The sequence below is a fragment of the Novosphingobium fuchskuhlense genome (assembly GCF_001519075.1).
Classification (GTDB): domain Bacteria; phylum Pseudomonadota; class Alphaproteobacteria; order Sphingomonadales; family Sphingomonadaceae; genus Novosphingobium; species Novosphingobium fuchskuhlense.
The window spans coordinates 2,037,863-2,053,646 of the sequence record NZ_KQ954244.1 but is presented as its reverse complement, the minus strand read 5'-3'; the positions used below and the strand labels follow the sequence as shown (position 1 = coordinate 2,053,646).

The following is a 15,784-nucleotide window of genomic DNA, read 5'->3' as shown; positions in this document are numbered from 1 at the left end:
CCTGATTACGAAATATCCGCAAGACCCAGTAGCGCCGGAGCGGCACCTTGTTCATTTCCCACGAGTTCACCCCGCACGAGGATCATTCCGCCACCTTCGCGGCGATCCGCGGCGAACTGCGCGATGCCGAGGGCACCTCGTTCACGGCACTGCTCAAGGATCTGAAGCCCGATTTCGGCGCGGTCCGGCGGGATATCGCGCTCGGCTATCTCGGACTGCTGTGGTCCTGCGCGAGCACGGTCTGGTTCGTCCATCAGGGGCTCCTCGGCATGGCCGCGGGTGTCATCTTCGGCGCGGCCAGCATCGGCTTCTGGATCGCCTATGTGCAGCTCTTCATCCACGAGGGCGCGCACGCCAATCTCGCGAAAGACCGCAAGACCAGCGACCTTGTCTGCGACCTCTTCGTCGGCTGGATGATCGGCACCAGCGTGCGCAAGTACCGCAAGGTGCACTTCGAGCATCACCGCGCCTTCGGCACAACGCAGGATGCCGAGAACACCTATTTCCGTCCGCTCGACCTTGCCTTCATCGTCAAGGCCCTCACTGGCTGGCGCGTGGTCGAAGTGCTTGCCGCGCGCAGCCGCCTGACCGCACCCAAGGCGAAGACCGCCAGCGAAGGCGTGTCGCGCGACAGGCTCGTCCTCGTTGGCGGCATTGCCGCGCATCTCGCCATACTTGCCGCGTTGTTCCTGGCCGGCGGCCCTGTCGGCGGCCCGGCTGCCACGCTCGCCTGGGTGGTCGGCGTCGGAGTGGTGTTTCCCTTCCTCGGCGCGCTACGCCAGCTCCTCGAACATCGCTCGCTCGAGGCGCGCGGACGGGTCGACTACCGCGAGGTCGATCACGGTGCCTATACCCGCATGTTCGGCAAAGGCCCTTTTGCCCGTCTGTTCGGGGCTGCAGGGTTCAATCGCCACTTGCTCCACCACTGGGAGCCGAGCGTGTCGTATACCTGCTTCGACGAGCTGGAAGACGTGTTCGAACGCGTCGGCATGGGCCCCGCCATGGACGCCCGCCGCACCACATATGGCGCCGCCTTCCGAGCGCTCTACAACCGCAAGTGAGAGGCCGCCCATGAACGCCCCTGCGCATTTCCCCGAGCTTGCCGAAATGACCGGATACCGCCCCGCCTGCCCGCTGTGCGGCCGGCACGAAACCCGCTTCCACGCCGAAGCGCACGACATCGAATATTGCACCAGCGATGAAAGCTGGATCTGGCACGCCTGCGATCCCTGCGGCGTCCTGTTCATCGATCCGATGCCGGTCGACCGCCTCGGCACGATCTACCCCGCCAACTACTATTCCTATGGCGCTGGTGAAGCGGGGGGCAAGGCCTCCACGGTCCAGAAGATCAAGGAAGCGCTCGATCGCCGCCGGTTCAAGAGCCTGCTCTCCACCGTCCGCGGCAACCAGCTTTCCGTGCTCGATATCGGCGGCGGCAGCGGCTGGCTGCTCGACATGGTCAGGGATGCAGACCCGCGGGTGACGCAGACCACCGTGGTCGATCTCGACGCCGGCGCGGCCGGGCTGGCCCGCGCCAAGGGCCATACCTTCGTGCAGGGCCGCATCGAGGATGCCGCGCTCGACGGCACGTTCGACTTCATCCTGATGCTCAACCTCATCGAGCATGTTGCCGATCCGCGCGCCATGCTCGCCAAGGTGCGCCGCCTGCTGAAGCCCGGCGGCCAGCTCTTCATCAAGACACCGAACTACGCCTCGCTCGATGCGCGTCTGTTCCGCCACCGGTCATGGGCGGGCTTCCACACCCCGCGCCATTTCGTGCTGTTCCAGCGCCGCAGCCTCGAGACGCTGGCACGCGAATGCGGGCTCGAACCTGTCAGCTTCAGCTACACGCAGGGCGCGCCGTTCTGGTCGGTCTCGCTGCTGGAGGAACTGCGCAGGCTGGGCCTCGTCAGGATCACGGCGGAGCGCCCCGCCGTCACGCATCCGCTGATCCCGGCCCTGCAAGCCGCCAGCGCCGCCTTCGATTTCCTGCGCCGCCCCTTCGCGCCGCTCAGTCAGATGGAACTGGTGCTGAAGCCGGCTGAATAGGCCGTCCGACAGGCCCGCTTATCCCGAGCTTGCCGAAGGAAGCCAGGCCGGAGCGGTTCTCCGCCATTCCCATAATTCTCACTTATACTGCACTTAAGGCAATCGCTCGCACTGGCAAAGCCGGGCCAACCCTCCTAAAGCGCTGGGGATACGCGAATCCCCCGCTGCAGGACCAACCGCCCGCCCATGCGCATCGCCATCGCCTCTGACCACGCCGCCTTCGATCTCAAGGCCGAACTTGCCGCCCATCTGGCCACGCTCGGCCACGAGGTGCTTGATCTCGGACCCGACAGCATCGCCAGCGTCGATTACCCCGATTACGGGTACAAGCTCGCCGAAGCCGTCGCCTCGGGTGCAGCCGATCGCGGCGTTGCCCTTTGCGGTTCGGGCATCGGCATCTCGATCGCGGTGAATCGCCACCCTGCACTGCGCTGCGCGCTGGTGAGCGAACCGCTCTCGGCCGCGCTCAGCCGCTCGCACAACAACGCCAATGCCATCGCCATGGGCGCCCGCCTTGTCGGCCCCGAAATGGCCAAGGCCTGCCTCGAGGCTTTCCTCGCGGGCGAATTTCTCGGCGGCCGCCACGAAGGCCGCGTCGCAAAACTGTCCTCCCCCGCTTTCTGAAAGGAGCCCCGCCGATGAACGTTGCAGCCCCCGCACATGAAATCCGCAAGGCCGGCTTCTTTACCGAGCATCTCGCAGCCGCTGATCCCGAAGTCTATGCCGCCATCCAGGGTGAGCTGCACCGCCAGCAGACCAAGATCGAGCTGATCGCGAGCGAGAACATCACCAGCCTCGCCTGCCTCGAGGCGGCGGGTTCGGTCTTCACCAACAAGTATGCCGAAGGCTATCCCGGCAAGCGCTACTACGGCGGCTGCGAATATGCCGACGTCGTGGAAACGCTCGCCATCGAACGTGCGAAGAAGCTGTTCGGCTGCGAGTTCGCCAATGTGCAGCCCAATTCGGGCAGCCAGATGAATCAGGCCGTGTTCCTCGCGCTGCTCCAGCCGGGTGACACGTTCATGGGCCTCGATCTCAACTCGGGCGGCCACCTCACCCACGGCTCGCCCGTCAACATGAGCGGCAAGTGGTTCAAGCCGGTCGCCTACGGCGTGCGCCGCGAGGATCATCAGATCGACATGGACGCGGTCCGCGCCACCGCGCATGAGCACAAGCCCAAGCTCATCATTGCCGGTGGCACCGCCTATTCGCGCGTGTGGGACTGGGAAGCCTTCCGCACCATCGCGGACGAGATCGGCGCCTACCTCCTTGTCGACATGTCGCACATCTCGGGCCTCGTCGCGGGCGGCGCGCACCCCTCGCCGATCCCGCATGCGCATGTCGTCACCACCACGACGCACAAGTCGCTCCGCGGCCCGCGCTCGGGCGTGATCCTCACCAATGACGAGGCGCTCGCCAAGAAGATCAACATGGCGGTGTTCCCCGGCATGCAGGGCGGTCCGCTCGTCCACATCATCGCCGCCAAGGCGGTCGCCTTCGCCGAAGCGCTGAAGCCTGAATTTGCGGCCTATGCGCACCAGGTCGTCGCGAACGCCCGTGCGCTGGCCGCCAGCCTCCAGGAAGCCGGCCTCGGCATCGTCTCGGGCGGGACGGACAACCACTCGATGCTGGTGGACCTCACCCCCAAGGACGTGACGGGCAAGGCCGCCGAAAAGGGCCTCGACCGTGCCTGGCTCACCTGCAACAAGAACGGCATTCCGTTTGATACGCGCTCGCCCTTCGTCACCTCGGGCATCCGCCTCGGCACCCCTGCCGGCACCACCCGCGGCTTCCGCGAGGAGGAGTTCCGGCAGATCGGCGCGCTGATCGCCGAAGTGGTCGACGGCCTCTCGCGCAACGGCGATGAAGGCGATGGCCAGGTCGAAGAGGCCGTGCGCAGCAAGGTCGAGGCCCTGTGCGCACGCTTCCCGATCTACCCGGAGCTCTGAGCCATGGCCGACAACGACGACCTTCTGGGCCGCGCCACCGAGGAAATCAGCGGCATGGCGAAGCAGGGTATGGATCACCCCTCGACCAAGCCCGTGCTGATCGGCGCGGGCATCGGCGCGGTGGCGGGCGCGCTCCTGCCCTTCGTGTCGCTGCCGCTCGGCCTTGTCGCGGGCGCGGGTATCGCGCTCTATCAGCGGATCAAGTAAGCCGCCTGCCGGATGCGTTGCCCCTTCTGCGCCCATGAAGAAAGCCAGGTAAAGGACAGCCGGCCGAGCGAGGACAACACCTCGATCCGCCGGCGCCGGCAGTGCGAAGGCTGCGGCGCGCGCTTCACCACATTCGAGCGGGTGCAGCTGCGCGAGGTCATGGTCGTCAAGAGCGGGGCGGGCGGCAGCGATCCCCGCCGCGAACCCTTCGACCGCGCCAAGATCGAACAGTCCGTCGCGCTCGCCTGCCGCAAGCGCCCGGTCAGCCCGGAACGCATCGAGCGGCTCGTCTCGGGCATCCAGCGCCAGCTTGAAACGCTGGGCGATGCCGAAGTCGAAAGCCGCCAGATCGGCGAGATGGTGATGGAAGGCCTCCGCCAGCTCGACAGCGTCGCCTATATCCGCTTTGCCAGCGTCTACCGCGATTTCACCGAAGCACGCGATTTCGAGGAATTCGCCAGCACCGTGCGCGAGGTCGGCGGCCAGTGACAACCACCGAATCCGGGCCGGTCATCGTCCTCGTCCGTCCCCAGCTCGGCGAAAACATCGGCAAGGCCGCCCGCGCCATGCTGAACTTCGGCCTCACCCGGATGCGCCTCGTCGCCCCGCGCGATGGCTGGCCGAACCCGAGCGCCGGCCCCGCCGCCGCAGGTGCCGACGTGGTGCTCGCGAACGCCGAAGTTTACGAAACCCTCGCCGACGCTGTGGCAGACTGCGCGCATGTCTACGCCACCACGGTGCGCAAGCGCGGTGTCACCAAACCGGTTCTCACGCCGGAAGAAGCCGCGAAGGAAACCGCCACCGCCGTCGGCGGCACCGCCTTTGTCTTCGGCCCCGAACGCTCCGGCCTCGAAACCGACGACGTCGCGCTCGCGCGCAAGATCATCACCGTGCCGATCAACCCCGAATTCGGCTCGCTCAATCTCGCTCAAGCGGTGATCCTGTGTGCCTACGAATGGTCCAAGCATGCGCAGGCAGCCGGCCTTGCCCAGCCTCCCGCCGAAGAGATCCTGCCCCCCGCCCCGCAGGAAGAGCTCGAAGGCCTGATCGCCCAGATCACCGAGCACCTCGAACCGCGTGACTACTTCAAACCGGCAGGCCGCGCGCACGCCACCCGTCTCACCTTGCGCAATATGCTGACCAAGCCCGCGTGGAACCACCTCGAAGTGCGGACCATGCGCGGCGTGATCACCGCCCTGATGCGCACGCCGCGATGACCGGGGCGCGAATCCCCACTCTCGCCTTGACATTCCCCGCATTCGCTGGTCTAGGCGCGCCTTCGCAATTGGCCCTGCACGCCCGGTGAAGCAGTGGCCGCATGCCCCTTACGGGGACATGGTGCGGTTCCGGGTCTACGAAACGCCGGCCTCAAGGCTGGTTCCATAGGCCGGCCTCAAGCTGGCTGCCAAAGCAAATTGAAAGGACTTGCCATGTCGAAGCGCAAGGCATCAAAGCACAAGATTGACCGCCGTCTTGGCGAAAACATCTGGGGCCGCCCGAAGAGCTCGGTCAACCGCCGCGCCTATGGCCCTGGCCAGCACGGCCAGCGCCGCAAGAGCAAGGTGTCGGACTTCGGCATCCAGCTGCGCGCCAAGCAGAAGCTCAAGGGCTACTACGGCGACGTCACCGAAAAGCAGTTCAAGCGCACCTATCAGGAAGCCGCGTCCATGAAGGGCGATACCGGCCAGAACCTCATCGGTCTGCTCGAGCAGCGCCTCGACATGATCGTGTATCGCGCCAAGTTCGCGCCGACGATCTTCTCGGCCCGCCAGATCGTCAGCCACGGCCACATCCGCGTCAACGGCGTGAAGTGCAACATCGCCAGCCGCCGCGTGCGCCCGGGCGACGTGCTGACCCTGGGCCCCAAGGCCAAGGAAATGGCGCTGATCGCCGAAGCGCAGTCGCTGGCCGAGCGTGACATTCCCGACTACGTCGCCGCCGAGGCAGACAAGGCCACCTTCGTGCGCGTCCCCACGCTCGACGAAGTGCCCTACCCGGTGAAGATGGAACCGAACCTGGTCGTCGAGTTCTACTCGCGCTGATCAACCGGTTTTTCCAACCAGACAAAAAAGGCGGGACGCGAGTCCCGCCTTTTTTTGTTGCCTCCACGGCCACGCTCCGCACCGTCTTCCGCTGGCGCAGGCACTCGCACTCGCACTGACACGGACACGGACACGGACACTGGCACTGACACTGACACTGGCACCGGCCCGCTGCCATCAGGCCGATCGGAGCAAAACTCTCAATCCGGCCAATGCTTTGCGCAGGCACGATTCGCGGTTCGCCATTCTCGCAAGGCACCGCACACCCCGGCAAAAGCATCATTTCCAATCATTTATCAGCATGAACGATTGGTTGCGATCCATATTGATCATATCTGACTGTTTGTTATACTAACAATCAGATCGGGGGATTCACCCGAGCCTTTGGGATGTTTGGAGGAAGCTATGAGGGTAGGTTACGCGCACGCTTGTCTGGCAATGGCCGCACTGATGCTCGCAGGGACCAGCACGACAGCGCTGGCAAATGCGGCTGCCGCCGCTGATGCGCAGAAGGGCGATGAAGCAGATACCAATCAGGACCAGCGCGAGATCATCGTCACCGGCGTGTTCGGTTCGCGCGCGGTCGAAAACGCCCCGATCTCGATCAACGTGGTCTCGAGCCAGCAATTGGCCCAGCATGCAGCGGTTTCCGCTGCGGACCTGCTCAAGAACGTTCCCGGCGTTTTCGTGAACTCGTCGCTCGGCGAAATCCGCAACGTCGTCTTCTCGCGCGGCATCTCGGCCAACTCGCTCGATGGCGCGAGCGGCTACTACTATGTCTCGCTGCAGGAAGACGGCCTGCCGGTCGAACTCGCCACCGCGAACAACTTCGGCCCCGACTATTTCCTGCGCCCGGATCTCAACCTTGCCCGCGTGGAAGGCCTGCGCGGCGGCACGGCGGCGATCACCGGGCCCAATGCGCCGGGCGGCATCTTCAACTACATCTCGCGGACCGGCCGGAGCAATCCGGGCGCGGAAGTCCAGCTCAAGGGCGGGCTCCAGGGCGATCTCGCCAATCCCTATTATCGCGGCGACGTCTACCTCGGCGGCAAGCTCAATGAGAACGGGCTCTACTACTCGATCGGCGGATTCTACCGCTGGGACCGCGGTGCGCGCGATCCGGGCTACGCCATGAACAAGGGTGGCCAGATCCACGGCAACATTCTCTATGATTATGCCGGCGGTTCGCTGCTGTTCACCGCCAAGTATCTCGATGATCACAATGCGTGGAACGAGTTCACGCCTGCCATCGGCGCCACGCAGATTGCGCCCGGCTTTACCAAGACCTCTTCCAATCTGCCGCCGGCGAATGCCGCGCACTGCTTCCCGGGCGCCGACGGCAGCAAGGAATGCTGGGATCCCACCAAGCTCGTCCATGCGCGCAGCGCGGCCTTCGGCCTCAAGTGGAACCATGATCTGGGCGATGGCTGGAAGTTCGAGAACAACGGCCGCTACACCAGCTCGAAGACCGACTGGAACACCGGCGCGCTGATCTCGGCTAGCCCGATGACCGACGTGGTGACCTCGTTCATCAACACCAATGCCTTCCTGCCGGCAGGCACCATCAATTACTACTTCAAGAACAGCGGCAAGCTCGCCACCACCAACCAGGTGATCCCCACCCCGTTCGGCTTCAGCGTCCAGGCGGTCACGCAGAACAATCTGCCCAACCAGAACCTGCTGGCTAACGGCATCTTCACGCAGGTCGCCTTCGTCCAGCACTACAAGTCGGAAAACTTCGTCGATCAGGCGACGTTGACCAAGGACTGGGGCGGCCACCACCTTGCCCTTGGCGGCTATGTCGCGCTCTCGAAGCTGCGCCTCCACCAGGGCGGTGGCGGGATCGGCTTCTCGACGCTCACGCCTAACCCCGAAATGCTGACCGCAACCTTCACCGACACCGCCGGAAAGGTCTTCCAGCTCACCGATCCGTCGGGCTTCCAGGCGCTGGGCACCGTGGGCGGCAACGATTACCACGGCACGCAGAAGCAGTACTCGGTCTTCTTCGGCGACACCTGGACGGTAACGCCGCAGCTGACGCTCGATGCCGGCGGTCGCTGGGAAAGCATCAACTACGACGTGTCCAACCAGACCTTCGCCGCAGGCTTCAGCCCGACGGGCGCCGACGGCGATGCGCTGACCCTGTATGACAACAACGTCCCCTCGGTCGGCCCGGTCTACAACACGAAGCGCAGCTACCGGATGTTCAACTTCTCGGTCTCGGCGGCTTACGAGTTCTCCAGCAATTTCAATGCCTATATCCGCTACACCAACGGCAAGAAGGCGCCTGATTTCGGTGGGATCGTCGCCATCAACACGCCCGCTCAGATCGCCACGGTGTTCCCCAAGCCGCAGAAGATCCAGCAGATCGAACTGGGCCTGAAATACGCGCAGGGCGGGATCAACCTGCAGGTCTTCCCCTTCTATTCGAAGCTCTCGAACGTCACCACGCCGCAGACCTTCACCTACACGGCGGGCGCGCAGGCCGGCCAGTTCTACTCGCCGCCGCCGGTGGCGGGTGAGATCGAGACCTACGGCGTCGAAATGGCGCTCGCGGCCCGCATCACCCCGACCCTGTCGAGCCGCATCAACCTCACCGTGCAAAACCCCAAGTCGCGAAATTTCGGTTCGTGGACGCAGGGGCCGAAGCGTGATGGCACGGACGATACGATCACCCTGATCGCGCCGGGCGATGCTGACAACAACCCCAAGATCATCCTGCGCGGTGGCCTGGACTGGACCCCGATCAAGGGCATCACGCTGTTCGGCGAGGTCAACCACCTCGGCAAGCGCGCGGCCAATCAGGCCAATGCGTTCTACCTGCCGGCCTACACCACGCTGGACCTCGGTGCTTCGTGGGACGTGACCGACCGGTTCAAGCTGCAGTTCAACATGGTCAACGTCACCAACACTCTCGGCGTGATGTCGTGGTCTCGGTCGGACAGCCTGCTGGCCAGCATCGACCGCCAGGGCCTCGCCAAGGGCGCCTACGATCCCAAGGGTCTTTACCCGATCCTCGGCACGCAGCCGCGCGCAGCCTTCCTGAGCGCGAACTACAAGTTCTGACACGGCCAGAAGGCGGGATGCCCAACGTCCCGCCTTCCAGCTTTTTTCTCATTCAATCCCGATAGAGATGGCGATCCGGCGGCCTTGGTGGCTGCCGGATCGCCAGACCCTACCGCCTCGCCAGATACCGCGCCCGGAAGCCGGCGGCGAAGCGCGCAAACCGACCCTCGGCAATCGCGGCGCGCATCGCGGCCATCAGCTGCTGGTAGAACGCAAGGTTGTGCTCGGTCAGCAGCATGGCTCCCAGCATCTCGCCCGCCTTGTGGAGGTGGTGCAGATAGGCGCGGCTGTATTTGGCGCAGACGGAGCAGGTGCAGTCCGCATCGAGCGGCCCCATATCCTCGGCGTGGCGCGCATTGCGCATGTTGATCGGCCCGTCCCAGGTGAAACCCTGCCCGTTGCGGCCCGAACGCGTCGGCAGAACGCAGTCGAACATGTCTACCCCGCGCTCCACCGCACCGACGAGATCATCGGGCTTGCCCACGCCCATCAGATAGCGCGGACGATCGGCCGGAAGCTGGCCCGGCGCGAAATCGAGCGTGGCGAACATCGCTTCCTGCCCCTCGCCCACCGCGAGCCCGCCGATGGCATAGCCGTCGAAGCCGATGTCCTGCAGCAGCCCAGCGCTTTCACCGCGCAGCGCCTCGTCCAGCCCGCCCTGCTGGATTCCGAACAGCGCCGCGCGCTCCGCGTGCTCACCGCCGGCATCGAAGCCGTCACGGCTGCGCCTGGCCCAGCGCATCGACATCTGCATGCTCCGCGCGATCACCTCGCGCGGCTGGTCGATCTTGGGGCACTCGTCGAAGGCCATCACGATATCGCTGCCGAGCAGGCGCTGGATTTCCATGCTGCGCTCGGGCGTCAGGTTGTGCCGCGATCCATCGATATGGCTCGCGAAGGTCACGCCGTCCTCGGTGATCTTGCGCAGGTCGGAAAGGCTCATCACCTGATAGCCGCCGCTGTCGGTCAGGATCGGTTTGTCCCAGCGCATGAAGGTGTGCAGCCCGCCCAGCCGCGCCATCCGCTCCGCGCCAGGCCGCAGCATGAGGTGGTAGGTGTTGCCGAGGATGATGTCCGCCCCCGTTGCCGCGACATCCTCCACCTTCATCGCCTTGACCGTGCCTGCCGTTCCCACAGGCATGAACGCGGGTGTGCGGATCGTGCCGCGCTGCATCGTGATCGCTCCGGTGCGGGCGCGGCCATCGGTGGCATTTACGGTGAAGGAAAAGCGGGTCATCGCAGGGGTCTCGGTGCCGGAAAGGTTGTGCGGCTTAGTCCCAAAGCGCATGGGGCGCAAATGCACGAAGCCTTTGTCCTCGCCCCCTGGCTCTACCCAGCGCTTACCGGCCTTGCGGTTCTCACCGGCTGCATCGACGCGATTGCCGGCGGCGGCGGGCTTCTGACGATCCCCGCGCTGCTCTATGCCGGGCTGCCGCCGCATCTGATGCTCGGCACCAACAAGCTGCAATCGGCGATGGGAGCCACAGTTGCCACCACGCGCTATCACCGCGCCGGCCTCTTCGCGCTGCGGCCAAACCTGCCCGCAACCATCGCATCCTTCCTCGGTGCCGGGGCCGGTGCGCTCGTCATCCAGCACTTCGACGCGCAGGTCCTGCGCCTTGTCGTCCCGCTGCTGCTGATGGGCGCCGCGCTCTACACGCTGCTCTCGCCCCGCATGGACGATACGCCGCGCCCGCCGCGCCTCTCGAAGCGCGGCTACCTCCCCTTCGCGGGCGGGATCGGCTTCTACGACGGGTTCTTTGGCCCCGGCACCGGCCAGTTCTTCGCCGCGACGCTGGTCGCCTTGCGCGGACTTGGCCTCACCCGCGCAACCGGCCTCACCAAGCTGCTCAACCTTGCCAGCAATGCCGCCAGCCTCGTCGTCTTCGCGTTTGGCGGACAGGTGATCTGGCTGCTCGGCATGTGCATGGGCGCAGGCTCGATGGTGGGCGCAATGATCGGCACCCGCCTCGCCACTCGCTATGGCGCCGCGCTGATCCGTCCGCTGCTGGTCACGGCCAGCCTTGCCCTCACCGGCCGCCTGATCTGGGGCTGGTTCGCGAATTGATCGGTCGCAATTCGCGCGGGGCTACACCCTGCTAGGCTCCTCCCAGACCCAGACGAGGAGACCCTTCATGAGCCATTCCGCCCACGATCTCGCCGCCGCCTTCCCAGAAGCCGCCGCGCGGCTCCACGCGCTCAAACTCTCCGATGCGCATTTCCGCAAGCTCAGCGATGCCTACTACGAGCTCGACAAGGCCATCCACCGCGCGGAAACCGGGATCGAGCCGACCTCCGACCAGCACCTCGAAGACCTCAAGAAGCAGCGCCTCACCGTGCTCGATGCCGTCGCCGAAATGGTGGCGGCTTAGGGGATCAGCAGGCTCGAATCGCCGTAGCTGTAGAATCGGTACCCGTTCGCGATGGCGTAGGCGTAGGCTTCCTGCATCCGCTCCAGGCCCATGAGCGCGCTGACCAGCATCATCAGCGTCGATTTGGGCAGGTGGAAGTTGGTCATCAGCCCGTCGATCGCGCGGAAGCGGTAGCCGGGCGTGATGAAGATGCTGGTGTCGCCTGCGAACGGGTGGATCACGCAGGACGAGTCTGCCGCGCTTTCCAGCAGGCGCAGGCTGGTGGTGCCCACCGCGATGATCCGCCCGCCGGCAGCGCGCACCGCATTGAGCCGCGCCGCCGTCTCGGGCTCGATGCGGCCCCATTCGGCGTGCATCGCGTGGTCGTCGGTATCCTCCGCCTTGACCGGCAGGAAGGTGCCCGCCCCCACATGCAGCGTCAGCGTTTCCTGGCCGATCCCCGCCTCGGCCAGCGCCGCCATCAGCTCCGGCGTGAAGTGCAGCGCGGCCGTGGGGGCCGCGACCGCGCCGTCTCTGGCGGCAAACATCGTCTGGTAATCCGCGCGGTCGCGTTCATCGACCGCGCGCTTGCCGGCGATATAGGGCGGCAGCGGCATTCGCCCTGCGCGCTCCAGCAGCACCTCGACCGGCTCCTCGCCGCCGAACGCCAGCGTCCAGCTGCCATCGGCATGGCGCTCCTCGGCGACTGCCGTCACGCCCGCACCGAAGGTCACCACGACGCCAGGCTTCAGCCGCCGACCGTTGCGCACAAAGGCCTGCCAGCGCCTCAGGTCGATCCGCTTGTGCAAGGTCGCGCCGATCCGCGCGTTGCCGACTTCGCCTTCCAGCTGCGCCGGGATCACCCGCGTGTCGTTGAACACCAGCACATCGCCGGCGCGCAGCAGCGCAGGGAGATCGCGCACCACGGCATCGATCAAGGGACCCTCAGCCCCAACGCCAAGGAGCTTCGCCGAATCGCGCGGAGAAGCCGGACGCAGCGCAATGCGTTCGGGCGGCAACTCGAAATCGAACAGGTCTACTCGCATGGGGCCTGCCGCTAGCGCTGCCGAGGGGCTTCGACAAGCTCGGCACGGGTGGGACTTTGGTGTATTCGTCCCAACCGCTCAGTCCGGGCCCAAACCTCAGTTGGACTTCGAATTGCTCAGCATATCCGCGGTGAACGTCGCGGGTGCGGCAGGTGCGGGTGGCGGCGGCGGGGCCTTGCCTTCCGAGGCGAGGCTTGCCTGCACGATCTTCGTCGGGTTCTTCGGCGGCTCGCCACGCACAATGGCATCGACGGTGTCCATCCCTGCGATCACCCGGCCGAAGTTGGTATACTTGTGGTCGAGCGCGAAGCGCGGATAGAACACGATGAAGAACTGGCTGTTCGCCGTATTCGGCTCATCGGTACGCGCCATCGAGACGGTGCCGCGCAAATGCGGGATATCATTGAACTCGGCATCGAGGTTGGGCAGCGTCGAGCCGCCCTGCCCGGTGCCCGTGGGATCGCCCGTCTGCGCCATGAAGCCTTCGATCACGCGGTGGAAGATCACCCCGTTATAGAAGCCCTGCTTGGTCAGCGTCTTGATCCGCTCGACATGGTGCGGGGCCCATTCCGGCATTAGCCGGATCGCCACGCGCCCGCCGTTCGAAAGATCGAGCAGCAGCACATTGTCGGGATCGTGCGCGATATCGGCATCGACCGCGTAGGTCATCGTCTGCGCATGCTGGATCGGATCGACCTTGATCGGCTTGACCGCTTCCTTTTCCGGCGGCCGCTGTGCCTGGGCCGGCGAAACCGGTGCGACGAACGCCGCGCCTAGCGCGAGGGCGAGCATGACCTTGTTGAACACACGCGAAGCCATCAAACGAAATTCCCGATCACATCAAAAGCCCGTGCGCCGGATAGGCCCCCGGGGATGACGCCGCAATGAACAAATGTCCCTGAGGCGCCTCAGGGTTCAATAGTCGCCGAGCTGGCCCTGCCGGACCACGCGCTCCACCACCTCGTCGCGCACCCGCGGGGTGACGAACTTCGTGATATCGCCGCCGAACAGCGCGATTTCCTTGACCAGCTTGGACGCGATGGGCTGCAGGCTCACATCGGCCATGAGGAACACCGTCTCGATGCCCTGGTTGAGCTGCTGGTTCATGCCCGCCATCTGATATTCGTATTCGAAGTCGGCCACTGCGCGCAGGCCGCGCACGATCACGCTGGCGCCCTGCTTTTCGGCAAATTTCATCAGCAGCGCGTTGAAGCCCATCACCGAGACGTTCTCGATCCCCTGCGCCGCCACTTCGCGTGTGACCATGGCCATGCGCTCTTCGGGCGTGAACATCGGATTCTTCGAAGGATTGGTCGTCACGCCGATGATCAGCTGGTCGACCAGCTTGGCCCCCCGGCGAATGATGTCGAGATGCCCGAGCGTGATCGGATCGAACGTGCCGGGGTATACCCCGATCCTTTTCCCCGCCTCTCCCATTTTACCGATCCCTTTCGACAATGAACCACGCCACAGCGCGCAGCAGATCCGCTTCCTCGCCATAGGAGGCAAGGAACTGCACCGCCTGCTCGACGAGCATCTGCGCCTGTTCGCGCGCCCGCTCCGGACCCAGCAGCGAGAGGAAGGTCTCCTTGCCTGCCTTCTCGTCCTTGCGCAGTGCCTTGCCCGCCGCTTCCTCGTCCCCCTCGGCATCGAGGAGGTCGTCGGCGATCTGGAAGGCAAGGCCGATATCGCGCGCATAGCCGCGCAGGTGCGCGCGCCCTTCGGCCGGAATGCGCCCGATGATCGCGCCCATCTCCACCGCCGCACTCAGCAGCGCGCCGGTCTTCAATTGCTGCAGCCGGGTCACGGTCGGCAGATCGAACGAGGCGGTCTCGGCGGCGATGTCCATCATCTGCCCGCCCGCCATGCCGTTCATCCCGCTCGCCAGCGCCAGCGTGCGAACCAGCTCGATCCGCACGAAAGGATCGCCAGACAGGTTGGGATCGGAGAGCACCTCGAAGGCAAAATCATGCAGCGCATCGCCGGCGAGCACCGCCGTCGCCTCGTCAAAGGCCATATGCAGCGTCGGCTTGCCGTGGCGCAGGGCGTCGTCATCCATGCAGGGCAGATCGTCGTGGATCAGCGAATAGACATGGATCGCCTCGATCGCGGTCCCCACGCGGATCGCCATGGCCCGGTCCGCGCCAAACAGGCTCGCGGTGGCCAGCACCAGAAGCGGCCGCAGCCGCTTGCCGCCGCCGATCGCGGCATAGCGCATCGCCTCGATCAGCCGATCGCGCGGGTCGTTCGCCAGCGGCAGCAGCGCATCGAAGCTGCTGTCGATATCCTCGGCAATGCGCGCCAGCGCCGGGCGCAGCAAATCCTGCCAGGGCCCCGTCCGTTCCATTGCGGTCATGCCCCGGCTGCTCCGTCGTCAAAAGATTTCGTGCCTGCCGCACGCCCCTGGCCATCGGTCACGATCGCCTCGATCCGCGCCTGCGCGGCATCGAGCCGCTTCTGACAATGCGCGCGCAGGGCATCGCCCCGCGCATAGAGATCGATTGATTCGTCGAGCGGCGCCTCGCCGCTTTCCAACCGGCGGACAATGTCCTCCAGCGCCTTCAGGGCTTCCTCGAAACTCAGCGAGCCGATGTCGGTGTCATGTGCCATCGCGTGTCAGCATTGACGGGCGAGCCGCAGCCGGTCAAGCTCAGAGGCAGGGGAGAGCGTGGATGCAGCTTGCAATTGCCTATGTCGTCGCGGCCGTGGTGTTTGGCGGACTCGACGCGCTGTGGCTCGGCTGGGCCGGCCCCAATCTCTATCGCCCGGCACTGGGAGACCTCCTCGCCCCCACCTTCCGCCTCGCCCCGGCGGGCATCTTCTATCTTGCCTACCTCGCCGGCATGGTGTGGTTCGCGATCCGCCCCGGCATCGCGGCGGGCCTGCCCGCTGCTGCCCTCAACGGCGCGCTGCTGGGCGCCTTGTGCTATGCCACCTACGATTTCACCAACCAGGCCACCCTCGCCCGATGGCCCGGCTATGTCACCGCGATCGATGTGTGCTGGGGCGCCTTCGCCACGATGACCGCCACACTCGCAGCCACCTGGGCCGCACGCGCCTTCGCCGGATAAGCC

Annotated in this window: 18 protein-coding genes; 12 read left to right on the top strand and 6 right to left on the bottom strand. The window is 65.5% G+C overall.

Going from position 1 to position 15,784, the window contains the following annotated elements; translation table 11 throughout:
• Nucleotides 1-47 precede the first annotated feature (47 nt).
• The 9 genes from AQZ52_RS09600 to AQZ52_RS09560 all read left to right on the top strand — a co-directional run bounded on the left by AQZ52_RS09600 (nt 48) and on the right by AQZ52_RS09560 (nt 9,313).
• Nucleotides 48-1,061, top strand: coding sequence for a fatty acid desaturase (locus tag AQZ52_RS09600; RefSeq protein ID WP_156424837.1), 1,014 nt, complete (start codon nt 48-50; stop codon nt 1,059-1,061).
• Between the two features lie 10 nt (nt 1,062-1,071).
• Nucleotides 1,072-2,049, top strand: coding sequence for a class I SAM-dependent methyltransferase (locus AQZ52_RS09595; protein WP_205626428.1), 978 nt, complete (start codon nt 1,072-1,074; stop codon nt 2,047-2,049).
• Nucleotides 2,050-2,235: 186 nt separating this feature from the next.
• On the top strand, nt 2,236-2,673 hold the full coding sequence (gene rpiB / locus AQZ52_RS09590; RefSeq protein WP_067908966.1) for a ribose 5-phosphate isomerase B: 438 nt from the start codon (nt 2,236-2,238) through the stop codon (nt 2,671-2,673).
• A gap of 14 nt (nt 2,674-2,687) precedes the next feature.
• Nucleotides 2,688-3,998, top strand: a complete 1,311-nt coding sequence (gene glyA / locus AQZ52_RS09585) for a serine hydroxymethyltransferase (protein ID WP_067908961.1) — start codon at nt 2,688-2,690, stop codon at nt 3,996-3,998.
• Nucleotides 3,999-4,001: 3 nt separating this feature from the next.
• On the top strand, nt 4,002-4,205 hold the full coding sequence (locus AQZ52_RS09580; protein WP_067908958.1) for a hypothetical protein: 204 nt from the start codon (nt 4,002-4,004) through the stop codon (nt 4,203-4,205).
• A 12-nt stretch (nt 4,206-4,217) separates the two neighbouring features.
• Nucleotides 4,218-4,694, top strand: a complete 477-nt coding sequence (gene nrdR, locus AQZ52_RS09575) for a transcriptional regulator NrdR (protein WP_067908955.1) — start codon at nt 4,218-4,220, stop codon at nt 4,692-4,694.
• Entirely contained in the window at nt 4,691-5,422 is a 732-nt protein-coding gene (locus tag AQZ52_RS09570) for an RNA methyltransferase (protein ID WP_067908952.1), read from the top strand. Before nrdR ends, AQZ52_RS09570 begins: the two co-directional genes overlap by 4 nt.
• A 213-nt stretch (nt 5,423-5,635) precedes the next feature.
• A complete protein-coding gene (rpsD, locus tag AQZ52_RS09565) occupies nt 5,636-6,247 on the top strand; it encodes a 30S ribosomal protein S4 (protein ID WP_067908948.1) in 612 nt (203 codons plus the stop codon).
• A 450-nt stretch (nt 6,248-6,697) separates the two neighbouring features.
• Nucleotides 6,698-9,313 carry a TonB-dependent receptor gene (locus AQZ52_RS09560; protein WP_169793727.1) on the top strand — a complete coding sequence of 872 codons (2,616 nt, stop codon included), beginning with the start codon at nt 6,698-6,700 and terminating at the stop codon, nt 9,311-9,313.
• A gap of 109 nt (nt 9,314-9,422) precedes the next feature.
• On the opposite strand, the gene tgt is transcribed toward AQZ52_RS09560, so the two are convergent.
• Nucleotides 9,423-10,550, bottom strand: a complete 1,128-nt coding sequence (gene tgt / locus AQZ52_RS09555) for a tRNA guanosine(34) transglycosylase Tgt (RefSeq protein WP_067909816.1) — start codon at nt 10,548-10,550, stop codon at nt 9,423-9,425.
• A gap of 60 nt (nt 10,551-10,610) precedes the next feature.
• On the opposite strand from tgt, the gene AQZ52_RS09550 reads away from it, so the two are divergent.
• Together AQZ52_RS09550 and AQZ52_RS09545 are read left to right on the top strand one after the other, a co-directional pair.
• The gene (locus tag AQZ52_RS09550; RefSeq protein ID WP_067908942.1) at nt 10,611-11,381 is read left to right on the top strand and encodes a TSUP family transporter; all 771 of its coding nucleotides are present in this window, start codon (nt 10,611-10,613) and stop codon (nt 11,379-11,381) included.
• Between the two features lie 67 nt (nt 11,382-11,448).
• A complete protein-coding gene (locus AQZ52_RS09545) occupies nt 11,449-11,685 on the top strand; it encodes an HP1242/YdcH family protein (RefSeq protein WP_067908939.1) in 237 nt (78 codons plus the stop codon).
• On the opposite strand, the gene queA is transcribed toward AQZ52_RS09545, so the two are convergent.
• From queA to AQZ52_RS09520, 5 genes are all read right to left on the bottom strand, one after another.
• Complete coding sequence (gene queA, locus AQZ52_RS09540) at nt 11,682-12,710, bottom strand: tRNA preQ1(34) S-adenosylmethionine ribosyltransferase-isomerase QueA (RefSeq protein ID WP_067908936.1); 1,029 nt, start codon at nt 12,708-12,710, stop codon at nt 11,682-11,684. The genes AQZ52_RS09545 and queA overlap by 4 nt on opposite strands.
• 96 nt (nt 12,711-12,806) lie before the next feature.
• Nucleotides 12,807-13,529 carry a peptidylprolyl isomerase gene (locus tag AQZ52_RS09535; protein ID WP_067908933.1) on the bottom strand — a complete coding sequence of 241 codons (723 nt, stop codon included), beginning with the start codon at nt 13,527-13,529 and terminating at the stop codon, nt 12,807-12,809.
• A gap of 96 nt (nt 13,530-13,625) precedes the next feature.
• Nucleotides 13,626-14,147: a pantetheine-phosphate adenylyltransferase gene (gene coaD, locus AQZ52_RS09530; protein WP_067908929.1), complete on the bottom strand. Its 522-nt coding sequence runs from the start codon at nt 14,145-14,147 to the stop codon at nt 13,626-13,628.
• A 1-nt stretch (nt 14,148) separates the two neighbouring features.
• Nucleotides 14,149-15,066 carry a polyprenyl synthetase family protein gene (locus AQZ52_RS09525; protein ID WP_067908926.1) on the bottom strand — a complete coding sequence of 306 codons (918 nt, stop codon included), beginning with the start codon at nt 15,064-15,066 and terminating at the stop codon, nt 14,149-14,151.
• Nucleotides 15,063-15,320: an exodeoxyribonuclease VII small subunit gene (locus tag AQZ52_RS09520; RefSeq protein WP_067908923.1), complete on the bottom strand. Its 258-nt coding sequence runs from the start codon at nt 15,318-15,320 to the stop codon at nt 15,063-15,065. Before AQZ52_RS09520 ends, AQZ52_RS09525 begins: the two co-directional genes overlap by 4 nt.
• 62 nt (nt 15,321-15,382) lie before the next feature.
• Between AQZ52_RS09520 and AQZ52_RS09515 the strand changes: the two genes are divergently transcribed.
• A complete protein-coding gene (locus AQZ52_RS09515) occupies nt 15,383-15,781 on the top strand; it encodes a DUF2177 family protein (RefSeq protein WP_067908921.1) in 399 nt (132 codons plus the stop codon).
• The last annotated feature ends 3 nt before the right edge of the window (nt 15,782-15,784 follow it).